The 14,411-nt window shown below is 68.6% G+C and carries 14 protein-coding genes and 1 pseudogene; 5 read left to right on the forward strand and 10 right to left on the reverse strand.

Features of this window, described 5'->3' with window-relative positions; all coding sequences use genetic code 11:
* Positions 1 to 433: 433 nt before the first annotated feature.
* From VF665_RS05255 to VF665_RS05265, 3 genes are read left to right on the forward strand one after another with little or no spacing between them, the layout of a single operon-like run.
* Positions 434 to 2,125 carry an acyl-CoA mutase large subunit family protein gene (locus VF665_RS05255; RefSeq protein WP_331052366.1) on the forward strand — a complete coding sequence of 564 codons (1,692 nt, stop codon included), beginning with the start codon at positions 434 to 436 and terminating at the stop codon, positions 2,123 to 2,125.
* Positions 2,122 to 3,258, forward strand: coding sequence for an ATP-binding protein (locus tag VF665_RS05260; protein ID WP_331052367.1), 1,137 nt, complete (start codon positions 2,122 to 2,124; stop codon positions 3,256 to 3,258). The genes VF665_RS05255 and VF665_RS05260 overlap by 4 nt, the downstream gene beginning before the upstream one ends.
* Positions 3,258 to 3,905, forward strand: a complete 648-nt coding sequence (locus VF665_RS05265; protein ID WP_331052368.1) for a DUF3226 domain-containing protein — start codon at positions 3,258 to 3,260, stop codon at positions 3,903 to 3,905. Before VF665_RS05260 ends, VF665_RS05265 begins: the two co-directional genes overlap by 1 nt.
* Positions 3,906 to 3,978: 73 nt before the next feature.
* Here the strand turns inward: VF665_RS05265 and VF665_RS05270 are convergent, their stop codons facing one another.
* Positions 3,979 to 4,299: a hypothetical protein gene (locus VF665_RS05270; protein WP_331052369.1), complete on the reverse strand. Its 321-nt coding sequence runs from the start codon at positions 4,297 to 4,299 to the stop codon at positions 3,979 to 3,981.
* 248 nt (positions 4,300 to 4,547) lie between these two features.
* Between VF665_RS05270 and VF665_RS05275 the strand changes: the two genes are divergently transcribed.
* Positions 4,548 to 5,666 (forward strand): hypothetical protein, encoded by a 1,119-nt coding sequence (locus tag VF665_RS05275; protein ID WP_331052370.1) that lies wholly within the window; start codon positions 4,548 to 4,550, stop codon positions 5,664 to 5,666.
* Positions 5,667 to 5,863: 197 nt separating this feature from the next.
* Here VF665_RS05275 and VF665_RS05280 read toward each other — a convergent pair whose 3' ends face one another.
* The 4 genes from VF665_RS05280 to VF665_RS05295 form a co-directional block, all read right to left on the reverse strand.
* On the reverse strand, positions 5,864 to 6,361 hold the full coding sequence (locus tag VF665_RS05280) for an SRPBCC domain-containing protein (protein ID WP_331052371.1): 498 nt from the start codon (positions 6,359 to 6,361) through the stop codon (positions 5,864 to 5,866).
* Entirely contained in the window at positions 6,339 to 6,701 is a 363-nt protein-coding gene (locus tag VF665_RS05285) for a metalloregulator ArsR/SmtB family transcription factor (RefSeq protein ID WP_331052372.1), read from the reverse strand. Before VF665_RS05285 ends, VF665_RS05280 begins: the two co-directional genes overlap by 23 nt.
* 181 nt (positions 6,702 to 6,882) lie before the next feature.
* The gene (locus VF665_RS05290) at positions 6,883 to 8,346 is read right to left on the reverse strand and encodes an MATE family efflux transporter (protein WP_331052373.1); all 1,464 of its coding nucleotides are present in this window, start codon (positions 8,344 to 8,346) and stop codon (positions 6,883 to 6,885) included.
* Positions 8,343 to 8,588 carry a hypothetical protein gene (locus VF665_RS05295; protein ID WP_331052374.1) on the reverse strand — a complete coding sequence of 82 codons (246 nt, stop codon included), beginning with the start codon at positions 8,586 to 8,588 and terminating at the stop codon, positions 8,343 to 8,345. The genes VF665_RS05290 and VF665_RS05295 overlap by 4 nt, the downstream gene beginning before the upstream one ends.
* A gap of 361 nt (positions 8,589 to 8,949) precedes the next feature.
* On the opposite strand from VF665_RS05295, the gene VF665_RS05300 reads away from it, so the two are divergent.
* On the forward strand, positions 8,950 to 10,098 hold the full coding sequence (locus VF665_RS05300; RefSeq protein WP_331052375.1) for a BF3164 family lipoprotein: 1,149 nt from the start codon (positions 8,950 to 8,952) through the stop codon (positions 10,096 to 10,098).
* Positions 10,099 to 10,320: 222 nt separating this feature from the next.
* Here the strand turns inward: VF665_RS05300 and VF665_RS05305 are convergent, their stop codons facing one another.
* From VF665_RS05305 to VF665_RS05325, 5 genes and pseudogenes are all read right to left on the reverse strand, one after another.
* Positions 10,321 to 10,551, reverse strand: a complete 231-nt coding sequence (locus VF665_RS05305; RefSeq protein ID WP_331052376.1) for a hypothetical protein — start codon at positions 10,549 to 10,551, stop codon at positions 10,321 to 10,323.
* Between the two features lie 207 nt (positions 10,552 to 10,758).
* Positions 10,759 to 11,322: a hypothetical protein gene (locus VF665_RS05310; protein WP_331052377.1), complete on the reverse strand. Its 564-nt coding sequence runs from the start codon at positions 11,320 to 11,322 to the stop codon at positions 10,759 to 10,761.
* Between the two features lie 150 nt (positions 11,323 to 11,472).
* Positions 11,473 to 12,060 carry a hypothetical protein gene (locus VF665_RS05315; protein ID WP_331052378.1) on the reverse strand — a complete coding sequence of 196 codons (588 nt, stop codon included), beginning with the start codon at positions 12,058 to 12,060 and terminating at the stop codon, positions 11,473 to 11,475.
* Positions 12,061 to 12,625: 565 nt separating this feature from the next.
* Positions 12,626 to 13,180 (reverse strand): annotated as a pseudogene (locus tag VF665_RS05320) (hypothetical protein); the annotation flags it as partial.
* A gap of 14 nt (positions 13,181 to 13,194) precedes the next feature.
* Entirely contained in the window at positions 13,195 to 14,337 is a 1,143-nt protein-coding gene (locus VF665_RS05325; protein WP_331052380.1) for a zinc-dependent alcohol dehydrogenase, read from the reverse strand.
* Positions 14,338 to 14,411: the final 74 nt, after the last annotated feature.

The following is a 14,411-nucleotide window of genomic DNA, read 5'->3' on the forward strand; positions in this document are numbered from 1 at the left end:
CACGCGCCCCCGCAGCGTGGCCGCCTGGGCGTTCAGCGGGCGCGCGCCGGCGAGGGATGCAGCGGCGGCGAGCGCGGCCGCCGCACACAGGGCGCGGTGGAGCATCGTACGAGCGAACGGGGTCATGCGGCCTCCGGAAAGGATGGAATCCCAGGGGATGCGGACGGGGCCTGCGTGTGCGGTGACGGGGCGAGCGGGTCGAGGAGAACGCGCAACAGGTGGATGGTTACAGCGCGCGAGTACGCCGCGCAACAGGAGAACGGCCCGTGGCTCCGGACGCTTTCCCTTTCCCGCCGCACTGGCTGGCCGGGACCGGGATGATGCAGGCGGGAGCGGGACGCGTTAAGTTGTCGCCCCGGCGCACCGGGCACCGGGTACCGGGCACTTGGCACTGTCTTTCCGCACTCACGCACCCAGCACTCACGCACTCTCCATGAGCGATACCCTGGCGGCCACCAACCTGGGCGAAGATTCCGGCACCCCCGGCCCGGCGAACGAGGGCAAGCGCTCGTGGACGGAGCGGCTGGTTGCGCCGGCGCTCGGCAAGCACCCGGAGCGGCGTGAAAGCTTCGAGTCCACCAGCGGCGTCGCCATCGACCGGCTGTACACGCCGGAAGACGTGGCGGGGCAGGAGTACGGGCGCGACCTGGGCTATCCCGGCGAGTTCCCCTTCACCCGCGGCATTCAGCCCACCATGTACCGCGGGCGCTTCTGGACCATGCGCCAGTACGCCGGGTTCGGCACCGCCGAGGAGACCAACACGCGCTTCAAGCTGCTGCTGGAGGCGGGGCAGACGGGCCTTTCCACCGCGTTCGACCTTCCCACGCAGATGGGGTTCGACTCGGACCACGGCATGGCGATGGGCGAGGTGGGGCGCGTGGGCGTGGCCATCGACAGCGTGGACGACATGCGCACGCTGCTGGACGGCATTCCGCTGGACCGCGTGTCGACGTCCATGACCATCAACGCCACCGCGAGCATCCTGCTGGCGTTCTACATCGCCGTGGCGGACGAGCGGGGGATCGAGCGGAGCAAGCTGTCGGGGACCATCCAGAACGACATCCTCAAGGAGTACATCGCGCGCGGCCCCTCCGTGTTTCCCGTAGAGCCGGCGCTGCGCCTCATCACCGACATCTTCGCCTTCTGCCACGCGGAGGTGCCGCGGTGGAACACCATCTCCATCAGCGGCTACCACATCCGCGAGGCGGGGGCCACGGCGGCGCAGGAGATCGCCTTCACCTTTGCCAACGCGATGGAGTACGTGCGCCGCGCCCTGGACGCGGGGCTCCCCATCGACAAGTTCGCGCCGCGCCTTTCGTTCTTCTTCGCCTCGCACAACGACCTGTTCGAGGAAGTGGCCAAGTTCCGCGCGGCGCGCCGCCTGTACGCGCGCCTCATGCGCGAGCGCTGGGGCGCGGGCGACGAGGCCGCCAAGCTGCGGTTCCACACGCAGACGGGCGGCGTGACGCTGCAGGCCCAGCAGCCGCTGAACAACGTGGTGCGCGTGACGGTGCAGGCCATGGCCGCCGCGCTGGGCGGCACACAGTCGCTGCATACCAACGGCTACGACGAGGCGCTGTCGCTGCCCACGGCGCAGGCGGCCACGCTGGCGCTGCGCACGCAGCAGGTGCTGGCGTACGAATCGGGAATCGGCGACACGGTGGATCCCCTGGCGGGCTCGTACTACGTGGAAAGCCTGACGGACGCGCTGGAGGAAAAGGCGCGCGGCTACCTGGACCGCATTCAGGAGATCGGCGGCGCGGCGGAGGCCATTGCGTACATGCAGGAGGAGATTCACCGCGCGGCGTACGAGTTTCAGATCGCGGTGGAGCGGGGCGACAAGACCATCGTGGGCGTGAACAAGTTCAAGGGGCAGGAGGAGAAGCTGGACCTGGGGCAGCCCGACTTCAGCGCGCTGGAGCAGTCGCAGCGAACCAAGCTGGCGCGCATCAAGGCGGGCCGTGACGATGCGGAGGTGCGCGCGCGCCTGGAAGCCGTTCGCGCCGCGGCCCGCGGGAGCGATAACCTCATGCCCCGCATCATCGACGCGGTCAAGGCGATGGTGACCCTCGGCGAAATCAGCGACGCCCTCCGCACGGAGTGGGGCGTCTACCGCCCGGCATGAGCGGCAGCGGCGGGCAGGACCAGAACGGAGGCGAACTCCCTCTGCGCGATTTCTGCGTTCAGGGATTTCGCGCCGTGCGGAGGTTGGAGATTCCGGATCTCAGGCGCGTAAACCTGTTCGTAGGAAAGAACAACGCAGGAAAAAGCTCGCTGCTGGAGGCGATTCGCCTGTACCTGCAGCGAAACGAGCGCACTGTCCCGGGCGTGATTCACGAGATTGTACGCGAACACACGGATCATCGGCCGATTCGCTTTTCTGAACACCAGCGGGAACTCGATCCATCTGATCTCCAGTTTGCAATCGATTCTGTCGAGAGTCTGTTCCATGGCAGCTTCGATGGAGAGTCGTTCGGGCCGATTGTCTTGCACCAGACCGGAACTGATGCGAAGCAGTTGGCTGTCCGGCTTCCCTGGAACTCCACATCCTCGCCGGTCGCGGCACCTGGCGAGGGAGGACGTCCGGCGTTGATCGATCCCAACGCTGGCCTGCTGGAACTCCGAACCGAGGCGAAGGTCACCGAAATTCCGCTGGAGTGGTTCGTCCGGCGCCTGCCGGCCGATACCTCTGGTCGAAGCAGTGTGGCGCTGATGATCGGGGCTTCGGGGTTTTCGGCTCTGCGAACGCGCCAGATGTGGGATCGTGTGTCTCTCGCCGGGCAGGAGAGTCTGGTTGAGGAGGCGCTCCGGACCATCGTTCCCGAACTGGAGCGAGTTCTCCTGATCGGCGAGTCTGGCCAGCGGTCGATCCTGCTGAAACTGAATGGAGTCGCGCGGCCCGTTCCCATGCAGGGAATGGGTGACGGCGTGAATCGCGTGTTTGGAATCGCCGTGGCGCTCATCCTCGCGTCGGGCGGAGCCCTGCTCATCGACGAAGTCGAGAACGGGCTTCACTATAGCATCCAGGAGGAGGTCTGGGGGGCGATCTTCGCGCTCGCCAGCCGGTTTCACGTACAGGTATTCGCGACGACTCACAGCTGGGATTCCGTTCTCGGGTTTCAGCAAGCCGCCGCGTCACACCCCGGGCAAGGCGTCCTGTATCGCCTCGAACGCATGTCCACGGGTGAGATCAACCCGGTCGCGTTCACGGATGCGGATGTTGCGATCGCCGCGCGCCATGACGTGGAGATTCGCTGATGCCCGTACGCAAGGGCCGCCTCCTGGTGGAGGGAAAGGACGACAAGCACGTCGTGTGGGGACTCTGTGAAAGCTACGGTGTTCCCCAGACGTTTGATGTCAAGGATGCTGAGGGCCTGGATCCCCTGCTGGACCTCATTTCAGTTCAGCTGCGGGGCAGCGGGATCGAGCGCGTGGGCGTGGTCGCCGATGCTGATTCCGAAGTTGCCTCCCGATGGGCCTCCATCGAACGGATCCTCCGTACGCACGGCTACGAGGATGTTCCCTCCGCGCCAGTTGCAGAGGGAACTATCGTTCTGCAATCGGGAAAACCCGTGGTGGGGGTTTGGCTGATGCCGGATAACACTACGGCGGGGATGCTCGAGGATTTCGTGGCCGCGCTCATTCCCGCGCGCGATCCGCTGCTGTCTCGGGCCGCCGACGCGGTTGACAATATTCCGGTCGAGGAGCGCCGCTTCTCGCCTGCGCATCGCTCCAAGGCCCTCATCCACACCTGGCTTTCGTGGCAGGAGGAACCCGGTTCACCCATGGGCCAGGCAATCGGGAAACGGGATCTGGACGCGGAGGCTCCTCATGCACAACGCTTCATGCGCTGGCTGACGCGCCTGATGGTGGACGCCCCGCCAGCGGCACCCGACCTCGGGTGATCGCAGGATCGTGTGATGAAAAGCGGAGGGGCGGGGCGCCGAGGCGGCCCGCCCCTCCGCGTAGGGCGGGAGGTCAGCAGATCTGCGTGGGATCGTAGCAGGTGCCGCCGTTGTACGTGCACGCCCCGCACAGGCTGATCGGGCGGTTGCAGATGGTGAGGTCGATGGTCTGCGTGGTACAGCCGAGCTTGCAGGTGTAGTCGCACGTCGCGTCGCAGGTGCCGTTGCAACTGTCGTCACAGCTTACGCGCGTACCGCAGAAGCAGTCCTGCTCGTAGCAGGTGCTGTCGCTGATGTCGTGCGCCTGCACGGTTCCGCGCGGGCGCGACGGGCGCGGCGTGGTGTCGAAGCTTTCGACGGACAGGTCTTCCGGGGACAGGGCGAGCTTCTTCATGTGGCCTCCGGCGGGATGGGGGACGATGCGGAAGGAGGGCCGGCGTCCTTCGTCGCGGCCCGCGGAGTTCTACGCAGTCTCCGTCCGCGAAGTTCCCTTCCCGACATGATGTGCGGGTTTGATGCTGTCGACGGGGATGCGGGCAGGGCTCCGCAACCGAGCGGGGGCCCGCACCGTATGGTCATCCGCGCGACGAGCGGACGCGGCGGGACGCGCCCGGGAGCGGGATTCCTCTTTGAACGCAAGGCATGTACGCCACCTGCATCTTCTGCCACGGGGCGCTGGGCGCCAACGAGATGATCGAGCACTTTCCCGTGGGGCGGCGCCTGGCGTTCAACGGGAACAAGGGGCGGCTGTGGGCCGTGTGCCCGCGCTGCGGCCGGTGGAACCTGTCGGCGCTGGCGGAGCGGTGGGAGGCGCTGGAGGAGTGCGAGCGGGCCTTTCGCGGCACCAGCCTGCGCGCCTCCACCGAGCACGTCGGGTTGGCGCGGCTGGCAGACGGCACCGAGCTGGTGCGCATCGGCGCGCCGCTGCGCCCGGAGTTCGCGGCGTGGCGGTACGGCGCGCTTTTCACCGGCCGGCAGCGGCGCATGTGGCTCTCCACCCTGTCCGTCGCGAGCGCGTTCGGAGGAGTCGCCGGCGGTGTGCTGATCGCGGGAGCCGGGTCTGCGCTCTTGCCGCTGCTGAGCGTTGCGGGGCTGTCGGTGGCCGCCGCGGCGGAGTGGCGCAAGCGCGGCCTTCCGCGGGGCGCGAGCGACCTGGACGAGACCCGCGCGCGCGAGACGCTGCTGGACAACGACGGCGCGCCCATCGCGGGCGGCGGGCGGGTGATGGACCGCGTGCGGCTGCGCTCCCGCCCGGTGGGCGCGCACGCCTGGGCGCTGGAGGTGCACACCGTCAACACGCGCATGGAGTTCGGCGAACTGGCGGTGGACCCGCGGCCGCGCACCCACATGCTCGCCGGCGGGGCCGCCCTGCGCGCCCTGGCCGTGCTGACCATGCACGCCAACTCCGTCGGCGGTTCGCGCGATCAGGTGCAGGGCGCCGTGCGCCTCATAGACCGCAACTACACGGCGGAACGCTTTCTGGCCCGCGCGGAGGAGCACGCCCGCCAGATGGGCGCCGGCTACCAGGACGTGTGGGCGCTTCCGCCGGAACTGCGTTTCGCGCTGGAGATGGCCTCCAACGAGGACGCGGAGCGCCGGGCGATGGAAGGCGAACTGGCGGAACTGGAGCGGCACTGGCGCGAAGCGGAAGCACTGGCCGCCATCGCCGACGGGCTGGTGGTTCCGGACGCGGTGGAGAAGAAGCTGAACCGCCTGCGCGACGCCCTTCCGCCGCGGCCGGGGCGGCGCGACGACAGCTGATCGCCACGGGGCGAACAACGGGAGCCCCGATGCGTCCATCGCACCGGGGCTCCCGTTTTCCATCCTGTTCCCACGGCGTCCGTCCGCCGTACACGCGCCCCGGTTGCGGCCGCCAATCACGTCACGCGCCATCCAGCTTCGCGCCCCGGGACCGGAGCGAAAAGGAACCTCGACCTCGCGAATCCGAGGGATGCGGATCAGGCGGCGCGCGCGAGTTCGTGCACCAGGGTGCGCAGCCGTTCCTGGGCCTCTGCCATTCCCGCGTAGCCGCCGCTCTCCGCCCAGCCCTGCAGGTGTTCCGGCCGCTGGAACGTCGCGCGGACGGTGAGGACCGTCCTGCCCTCGTGCTCTTCCAGCGTGGCGGATTCCACCGTGTCCGTGCCCGGCATGGGCTCGAACAGCCAGGTGTTCACCACGCGCGACGGGCGGTCCAGCTCCAGGTACTCGCCGGAAAAGGCCATCTCGCCGTTCGGTGTCGAGAACACGTACCGGAACCGGCCGCCCACCCGCGCGTCGATCTCGCACGAGGTCATGGGCATGCTGGCGGGGCCGTACCAGCGCCGCACGTGCTCGGGGCGGGTGCACGCCTCCCACACCAGTTCGCGCGGCGCGTCGAACACGCGCACTGCCACGATCTCGCGGTCGCTGCCGGGGGCCTGCATGGGTCCGAGTTCAGCCACGGTCGTCGTCGCCATCGATCTTCTTCTCCGTCTGGAGTTCACGAAGGTAGTCACCGAGCCGGTCCAGGCGTTCTTCCCAGAAGCGGCGGTACTGCTCCACCCAGTCGTCCACCTCGCGCAGCGGCGCCGCCTGAAGCCGGCAGGGCCGCCACTGCGCCTCGCGCCCCCGCTCAATGAGCCCGGCGCGCTCCAGCACCTTGAGGTGCTTGCTGATGCCCGGCAGGCTCATGTCAAAGGGCGCCGCGAGCTCCGTAACCGTGGCCTCGCCCCGGGACAGCCGCGCCAGAATCGCTCGCCGCGTGGGATCGGCGAGGGCGGCAAAGGTGATGCTGAGGGCGTCCGGCGTCGACTGCATTTCACCATCCGGTTAATTAGCTCATCAGTAAATTACGATACGCACCCGGCCCCGTCAAGCATCTCGTTGGCGGACGAGGATGGCCCCGCCGCCACCCCCCGCCCTTCATCCCCTGAACTCTCGTACTCTCGTACTCTCGTACTCTCGTACTTTCGTACTCTCGTACTTTCGTACTTCCCCGTCACCCCCGCCGCGGCACCAGATCCACCTCAATCCGCCGCCACTTCCCCTGGTTGAACCGGATCACGCTCAGCGCGCACCGGCACACGTGCCCGCACAGGATGGCGATCCAGATGTGCATGGGCTGCAGCGTGCCCAGCGCGTCCAGCGTAAAGCAGATGCCCAGCGGCAGAATGACCTGCGAGATGACGGAGATGTACAGCGGCCCCCGCGTGTCGCCCGTGCCCTGCAGCCCGCCCGTGTAGGTGAGCGCGACGGTGATGAACAGCCCCGACACGCTCAGCACCCGCAGCAATTGCGTGCCGATGTCAGCCACCACGGGGTCATCCAGGCCAAAGATGGCCAGCAGCTGCCGGGGGATGACCAGGAACAGCAGGCCGATGACGGTGGCGCCGCCCAGGCCGATGCGCGCCGCCACGCGCACGGCGTCGGCGGCGCGCTGCGGGTTGCCGGCGCCCAGGTTCTGCCCGGCGACCGCGGCGGCGGCGCTCATGAGCCCTACCGACGTCCAGGTGATGAGGGAAAACAGCTGCGAGTACGCCACCGTGAACGCGGCCTGCGAGGCGGCGCTCTGCCGCAGCGAGCCGATGAACGAAAGCATCAGCACGCCGCCCACGTTCATGGCGATCCCCTGAATGCCCGTCGGCAGGCCGAAGCGGAACAGCGAGCGGATGATGCCGAAGTCCGGCGCCCACCCCTGCCCGCGGGGGAACTGCACCACCCATCCGCCGTGCCACAGCCGGAAGAGCCCGTACAGCGCCACGATCCCCGAGGCGATGGAAGTGCCCATGGCCGCGCCCGTGGTGCCGAACGCGGGAACGGGCCCCAGCCCGCGGATGAGCACGATGTTCAGCAGCAGGTTCAGCAGCGTCATGGCCATGCCCAGCACCATGGGCGTGCGCGCGTCTCCCGCGGACCGCAGCGCGCCGCTGAGCATGAAGAAGACGAGCATGCCGCTGCTGAACAGGAACATGACCCGCAGAAACGGGAGCGCCTGGGCCTGCACGGCGGGCGCGGCGTTCACCAGGTCCAGCAGCACGGGGGCCAGAAAGTACCCCACCGGCGCCATGATGCCCACCGCGATGCCGATGGCGGTCAGGAACGCCTGGTAGACGACGCGGTTCACCTGCTCCTCGTCGTTGGCGCCCACGAAGCGGGCCACCAGCACGCTCATGCCGCTGAACAGCGAGCCGATGAAGACGATGACGACCAGAAAGATCTGCAGCGCCACGCCGATCCCGGCGTTCCCGGCAAAGCCCACCAGGTGGCCCACGAGCACGTGGTCCACGATGCCCTGCAGGCCGGCGATCACGTTGGTGAGCATGGTGGGCCACGCCAGCTTCCACACCGTGGGGCGCAGCGGGCCCTCGATGAGCGAGCGGTCGTAGCGCCCGGCCCGCGCGGCGGCGGGGGCGGCCGGCGGGTCGGCGGCGGCAGGCTCGGCGGGGAGGGCGGCGTCGGTCAAGCGTTCTCGGAGGAAAGGGAGGGCGGGCGGGGTGTGGCGCCGGCGAAGGCGAGGCCGCGCTCCGCGAGCATCTCGCGCAGCAGCCGCACGCCCTTGGGCCCCATGCCGTGCAGCGCCAGCAGTTCCCGCTCGCTCACGCAGGCGATCTGCTCCAGGCGCGTGAGCCCGGCGCCGGCCAGCGCGCGGCGCGCCGGTGCGGGGAACGTGGGAGGAAGATCGCCTTCCGGCGCCCCGCTGTCCATCGGGCGCTCTTTGCCGCGTGTGCTCACCGGCGGATTCCTGGGCGAATCGTGTGCTGGAGGGGGATGGATGCATATGCACGTACTTGCCTGCACGCAAGACCAATCAGAGCCTTCCGGAAATGCGCGATGGTGCAGAGACCTATCACGTCAGGACTCTGCAGGCGCGTGCAGAAAACCGCATGCAAGGAAAGAGTGTAAGAGATCGCCCACAAACAACAAAATGCTTGACCCCGCAATCACGCGGTTCCTATACTTTCCGGAAGCTTCTCTTGCGATTTCTGCAACGCGTCCTTGTCAAATACCTCTTTCTCCCACAAGGCTCCGATTGCAAAACGCTCATTTGTGTGCCATCGCTCTGCTGATGGCCACCGGCTGCACCGCTCCGGATCGAGACCGCGGCCCGGACGCGCGGCAGGCGGGTTCAGGCGTGAACCGGATCTCCGAGGCACCGGCGGCTTCCGATGCGCGGCGCTTCTCCGGCCGCGTGCCACGCTTGGCGGGCCCGCCGCGCGACACCCTGCGTCAGGTGCGCAGTTTTGGTGACACGTCCGCGTTCGCCATTCCGACCGCCGTGCACCGGGTGGGCGATCTACTGGTCGTCACAGACCGGTTCATGAACCCGCACATCAGCGTTTTCAGCGCCACCACCGGGGAGGTTGTGCGGCGTGCCGGGCGTCATGGTAAAGGACCTGGCGAATTTCAGGATCCGTCATGGCTCGTTCGCGACGCCGGCCCGTCCGATCTCCTCTGGGCGTATGATTTCAGCAACCGCCGGTTCTCGCTGCTGGAGCCCGGAAAAGACGACATGGTGACGCGCGAAGTTCCGCTGGACGCGGGCGTTTCGCTCGCTACGCCGGTGTGGAATGCCTCCGGCGTGATCAGCAACGGCTTGTTCCCGGATTACACGCTCGTCCGTCTGGACTCCGCGGGGCGCATCCGGAGCCGGCTGGCCTCCGATCCCCCGTTCACCACCAAGCACATTGCGAACGCTACGGGGCGGCGCCTGCTGAACCGAAGCTTCATGACGGTGAACCCGTCCCGAACGAGGCTCGCCCTTTCGTATCAGTGGAAGAGCCGGGTGGACTTCTTCACGATCGAGGGCGAACGGATCGGCTCTGTGGCCGGGCCGCGCCACACCACCGCTACGTTTCGCGTCGCGGGTGACCGTTTCTTCTGGGGCAGGGACGACGAGAACGAAATGGCGTACTGGCAGATGGACAGCACCGAACGGTACGTGTACGCACTGTTCTGCGGGTGCAAGCCGGGATTGGGGAACCTGCCGTCCATGCTGCACGTCTATGACTGGAATGGAAACTTTGTCGCGGAGTTCGCCTTTGACCGCCAAGTGACTTCGCTGGACGTGAGCGACGACGACCGGGTGGTCTACGCGACCATGGAGTCGCCCTACCCCGGAGTGGGTGAGTGGCGGCTGCCGGCTCAGAATCCGAGCGCATCGACGGCGACAGCGCCTTTCGTAAACGGCAGAGTGGGCGCGGTGGCCAGGCAGTGATCGGAGAGAGAGGGCGGGGAACAGGCATGCGGGCAGGCGACGGATTGCGAGAAGTCGTCGGCCTACATCTGCTCCATGGCCGCGGGTGACCGGATGGGCTACAAGTGCAGCAAGGGGTGCACTTCGCAGCAGTAGCGCTCCTTTCGTATGTCGCAGATTCGGAAGCCCCGGCGCCGCGTGGCGCCGGGGCTTCTGTTCGTCATCCGCACAACGCGGGGTGGATCAGGGGCAGACGATCGTCGGAATGCGGTCGCACTCGTCCGGGCAGCCGGTGTTCGCCGTGCAGCCGTAGGTGCAGTCGTAGTTGACGTCCGTCGGCACGCAGGGGCCGAACTCGGACTCCGGCGCCGGCCCGATGGACTCGTGCGCGCGCAGCGTGCCGCGGCCGCGCGCGGGGGCGGCGGTCGTGGGGAACGAGGTGATCTCCAGCGACTCCAGCTTCAGCTTCTTCATGGGGAACTCCGGGCGGATCAGGGGAGGGAAGCACCCGCCGCGAGCGCGGCGGGGCGGTCCACAAACATAAGGTTATGGCGGGAATTGCGTAAGTGCCTGCCGCGCCTCACGATTGGCCGCATTGTACCCGCAATGTGGATGAAAAGGCCGGCACCCTTCCCGGATGCCGGCCTCGTCGTCCTCCGCCGCCCGTGGGGGACGGAAGCGCTACTGCCGCGCCGGTGCGGCGGCGTTGGCGAGCCGCGCGGTAATGCCGGCGGCGATCTTCTGCTCCAGGCGGCCGGTGGTCACGCACCCCATCACGCTGCCGGAGCCTCCCTGCACGGAGGTCGCGGTGCCCACCAGCCGGGTGAAGGTGCGCGTTCCCGTGCCCTCGGCGCGCACCTGCGTGACCAGGTTGAGGCGGATGCGGTACTGGCCCGCGGAGGCGGGCCCGCCGCCATCGTTTCCGCACGTCATGTAGCGCGACGTGCGCTCGCCGCCCACGCGAGGAGCGGTGATCCGCGTGTTTCCCATCACCCGCTCGCGGGTCGTATCCACCTGCGGCTCAATGCCCAGCTCGCGGAGCACCTCGGGCAGCACCTCCCACACGCGCTCCGGGGAGGCGGCGAACCGGCCTTCCGCAATGCGGATGACGGGGGCGGCACGCACGTCGAGTTCGCCCATCGACGAAAACTCGATCATGGGCGGCAGATCGGCCGTGGTGGACTGCGCGCGGGCGGCGGCGGGGGCCAGAACCAGCAGCGCGGCGGCGAGAACGAAGGATTTCATGGTCGGTCGGGGCCGGGGGAAAAGAGTGAACCAACGGCCAGGCGGCCCTCGGCTTTGCGCGGTCCCGGCGTTCGCCGGGGCCGGGCTTTGGGATCGCGATGGGCAGGCCGTTTCCGGAGTGTCACGGCCTGCTCGCGATCGGGCGACGCTCTACCGCTGCGCGGGTGGGGCCGCCGCGGCTTCGGCGGCGCGGGCCGCGAGCCGCGCGTTGATGCCGTCCACGATCTTCTGCTCCAGCCGGCCCGTGGTCACACAGCCCACCACGCTGCTCCCGCTCCCCTGCACGGACGAGGCGGTGCCCACCAGGCGGGTCACCGTGCGCGAGCCCGTGCCGTCGGGACGCACCTGCGTCACCAGGTTCAGCCGGATGCGGAACTGCCCCGCGGCGGCCGGCCCGCCGCCGTCGTTGCCGCAGGTCATGAAGCGCCCCGTGCGCTCGCCCGCCACGCGCGCCCCGGAAATGCGCGGGTTGCCGATGGTGCGCTCGCGCGACGGATCGATCTGCGGCTCGATCCCCAGTTCGCGCAGCACGTCGGGCAGCACGGCGAACACGCTGTCCGCGGGCGCCACGAAGCGCCCCTCGGCCAGGCGGATGGTGGGGCTCGCCCGCATGTCGAGGTCGCCGGTGCCCGCGTTGTCCATGATGGGCGGCAGGTCCGACGCCGTGGTCTGGGCATGCGATGCGGCGGGCGCGAGGGCCGCGAGCAGCACAGCCGCGGCAAGGGCGTTGATTCTCACAGCCGTATCAGGGGCTGAGGTGGGTCGATGGGGACCGGCGGGGCACTTCAATGATCATCCGCGCCCGCCGGAGGCGCAAGATGGGTCCTTGTGAGCGGAGTGCCGGCCGCGAGCTTCAAGGGCCCGCGCATGGCCGGCGATCCTGCGCTCCATCCGGCCTGTCGTTCACATGATCATCGTCCGTTCGCGCAAACGCAAGATGCACAAGCCCGCCGGGGCCGCGTCGCGCTCCGGTTTCGGCCCGGCGAACGGGGCGGACGGACGGCCGTGACGCCGCACGGCACGCTCTGAAAGGTGCGGTTGGACGACGGAAAGGAACGAGCCCCGGCGCGTGATCCGCGCCGGGGCTCCCGTGCACTGCATGCGTGCGGGTCCCGGCTTACCGGCGTCCCCGCGTGCGCGGGCGTTCGTCGTCGCCCGGCCAGGCACCGTCGTCCGCTCCGCGCGCGGCGGGCCTCGTCCGCGCGGTGCGCGGGGAGGCCGCGGCGCGCGCTGCCGGACGGTCGTCCGCGGAACCGCCGCGGAACCGGGCCGTGGCCGCGCCCAGGCCGCCGGCGGAGCCGCTGACCGCGCGGTACAGCGAGTATGCGCCGTAGCCCATCAGCAGGTACGGACCCATGCTGATGAGGGGGTCCATCCACATGTGCTTGAGGTCCGCGCGGCCCTTGCCGAACCGCGACCCGAGTGGGTGGCGCTTCCACTCGTGCTGCACCCCCGTTTCGCCGATGATGTTGTCGGGCTTGCCCTGCAGCAGCGAGGTGATGCGGCTTTCCGCCACGTCCACGCGGTCCGCCGCCACCAGCAGCAGCCAGTGCGCCGCCCGCCCCTCGCTGTACTTTGCGTAGGCGAACTTGCGGATGGCGCCCGACAGCCCCTCGGGCGGGCACGAGGTGCCGAACACGGGAGTCAGGAACTTGTGCTCGATGGAGCGCTCGCGCGGCCACGTTTCCGGCTGGCGCTCCGGAAAGTCCCAGTGCGCGCCTGTCAGTTCCGGCGCAAAGGGCTGGTTGGGCACGCCGGGGCGGTCTGCAGGGTCCAGGTCCACGCCCCACCCGGGAATGGTCGCCTTCAACTCCTCGATGGAGCGCCGCAGCGGCGGCTTCTGTGCGGTATACGGCATCGTGTTGCTCCCGTTCAGTTGACGACCAGGATGGGCTTGATGCACTCGTCCAGCTTGCTGCTGAAGATGTGGTAGCCCTCGGCGATGTGCTCCAGCGGAATGCGGTGCGTCACGATCTCGCTGGGCTTCAGCACGCCGGTGCGCACGTGCTCGAACAACCGCGGCCAGTAGCGCTTCACGGGGCACTGGTTCATGCGCAGCGTGAGCCCCTTGTTCATGGCGTCGCCGAACTTGACGGCGCTGAACAGCGGGCCGTACGCGCCCACCACGGCCACCGTTCCGCCCTTGCGCACGCTGTCGATGCACCAGTTGAGCGCCACGGGCGAGCCGCCCTGCATCTTGAACTTGGTGCTGGTGACGTGCTGGAAGAAGGCCCCGTCCGCCTCCGCGCCCACGGCGTCGATCGCCACGTCCGCGCCCAGGTAGTCGGTGATCTTCTTCATGTGCACGATGATGTCGTCGTACTCCGTGAAGTTGTACGTCTCGGCGTGGGCGAAGCTGCGGGCCTTCTCCAGCCGGTACTCCAGGTGGTCGACCACGATCACCCGGCCCGCCCCCATGAACCACGACGACAAGGCGGCGTAGAGGCCGACCGGGCCGGCGCCGAGCACGACCACCACGTCCCCCTCGACGATGCCGCCGAGCTGCGCGCCGAAGTAACCGGTGGCCAGCGCGTCGGTGAGCAGCACCGCGTCCTCGTCGTCCATCCAGTCCGGGATGATGCTCGGGCCCACGTCGGCGAAGGGCACCCGGACGAACTCCGCCTGCCCGCCGTCGTAGCCGCCGCAGGTGTGGGAGTAGCCGTAGATGGCGCCGACCGCCGTGGCGTTGGGGTTGACGTTGTGGCAGTTGGCGTACAGCCCGCGGGCGCAGAAGAAGCAGGATCCGCAGTAGATGTTGAACGGCACCATCACCCGGTCACCCGGCTTCAGCTTCTGCACCGACGAGCCGACCTCGTGCACCACCCCGATGAACTCGTGGCCGAAGGTCATTCCCACCCGGGTGTCGGGCATCATGCCGTGGTAGAGGTGCAGGTCCGATCCGCAGATTGCCGCAAGGGTGACCCGCACGATGGCATCGTTGGGATGCTCGATTCGCGGAATGTCCTTCTCTTCCACCCGGACCTTGTACGGCCCGCGGTACACCATTGCCTTCATCCAGCCCCTACCGTCCCAGCGTGACTTGTCCCGGTTCCATTACCCGGCGGGTGATCACGCAAACGTGCGGGCGA

This window comes from Longimicrobium sp. (assembly GCF_036387355.1).
Lineage (GTDB): Bacteria > Gemmatimonadota > Gemmatimonadetes > Longimicrobiales > Longimicrobiaceae > Longimicrobium.

What these genes read in the sequence shown, in the direction of transcription:
- VF665_RS05255 (WP_331052366.1), top strand. Translation starts at nt 434, where the DNA reads ATGAGCGATACCCTGGCGGCCACCAACCTGGGCGAAGATTCCGGCACC.
- VF665_RS05260 (WP_331052367.1), top strand. Translation starts at nt 2,122, where the DNA reads ATGAGCGGCAGCGGCGGGCAGGACCAGAACGGAGGCGAACTCCCTCTG.
- VF665_RS05265 (WP_331052368.1), top strand. Translation starts at nt 3,258, where the DNA reads ATGCCCGTACGCAAGGGCCGCCTCCTGGTGGAGGGAAAGGACGACAAG.
- VF665_RS05270 (WP_331052369.1), bottom strand. Translation starts at nt 4,299, where the DNA reads ATGAAGAAGCTCGCCCTGTCCCCGGAAGACCTGTCCGTCGAAAGCTTC.
- VF665_RS05275 (WP_331052370.1), top strand. Translation starts at nt 4,548, where the DNA reads ATGTACGCCACCTGCATCTTCTGCCACGGGGCGCTGGGCGCCAACGAG.
- VF665_RS05280 (WP_331052371.1), bottom strand. Translation starts at nt 6,361, where the DNA reads ATGGCGACGACGACCGTGGCTGAACTCGGACCCATGCAGGCCCCCGGC.
- VF665_RS05285 (WP_331052372.1), bottom strand. Translation starts at nt 6,701, where the DNA reads ATGCAGTCGACGCCGGACGCCCTCAGCATCACCTTTGCCGCCCTCGCC.
- VF665_RS05295 (WP_331052374.1), bottom strand. Translation starts at nt 8,588, where the DNA reads ATGGACAGCGGGGCGCCGGAAGGCGATCTTCCTCCCACGTTCCCCGCA.
- VF665_RS05300 (WP_331052375.1), top strand. Translation starts at nt 8,950, where the DNA reads ATGGCCACCGGCTGCACCGCTCCGGATCGAGACCGCGGCCCGGACGCG.
- VF665_RS05305 (WP_331052376.1), bottom strand. Translation starts at nt 10,551, where the DNA reads ATGAAGAAGCTGAAGCTGGAGTCGCTGGAGATCACCTCGTTCCCCACG.
- VF665_RS05310 (WP_331052377.1), bottom strand. Translation starts at nt 11,322, where the DNA reads ATGAAATCCTTCGTTCTCGCCGCCGCGCTGCTGGTTCTGGCCCCCGCC.
- VF665_RS05325 (WP_331052380.1), bottom strand. Translation starts at nt 14,337, where the DNA reads ATGAAGGCAATGGTGTACCGCGGGCCGTACAAGGTCCGGGTGGAAGAG.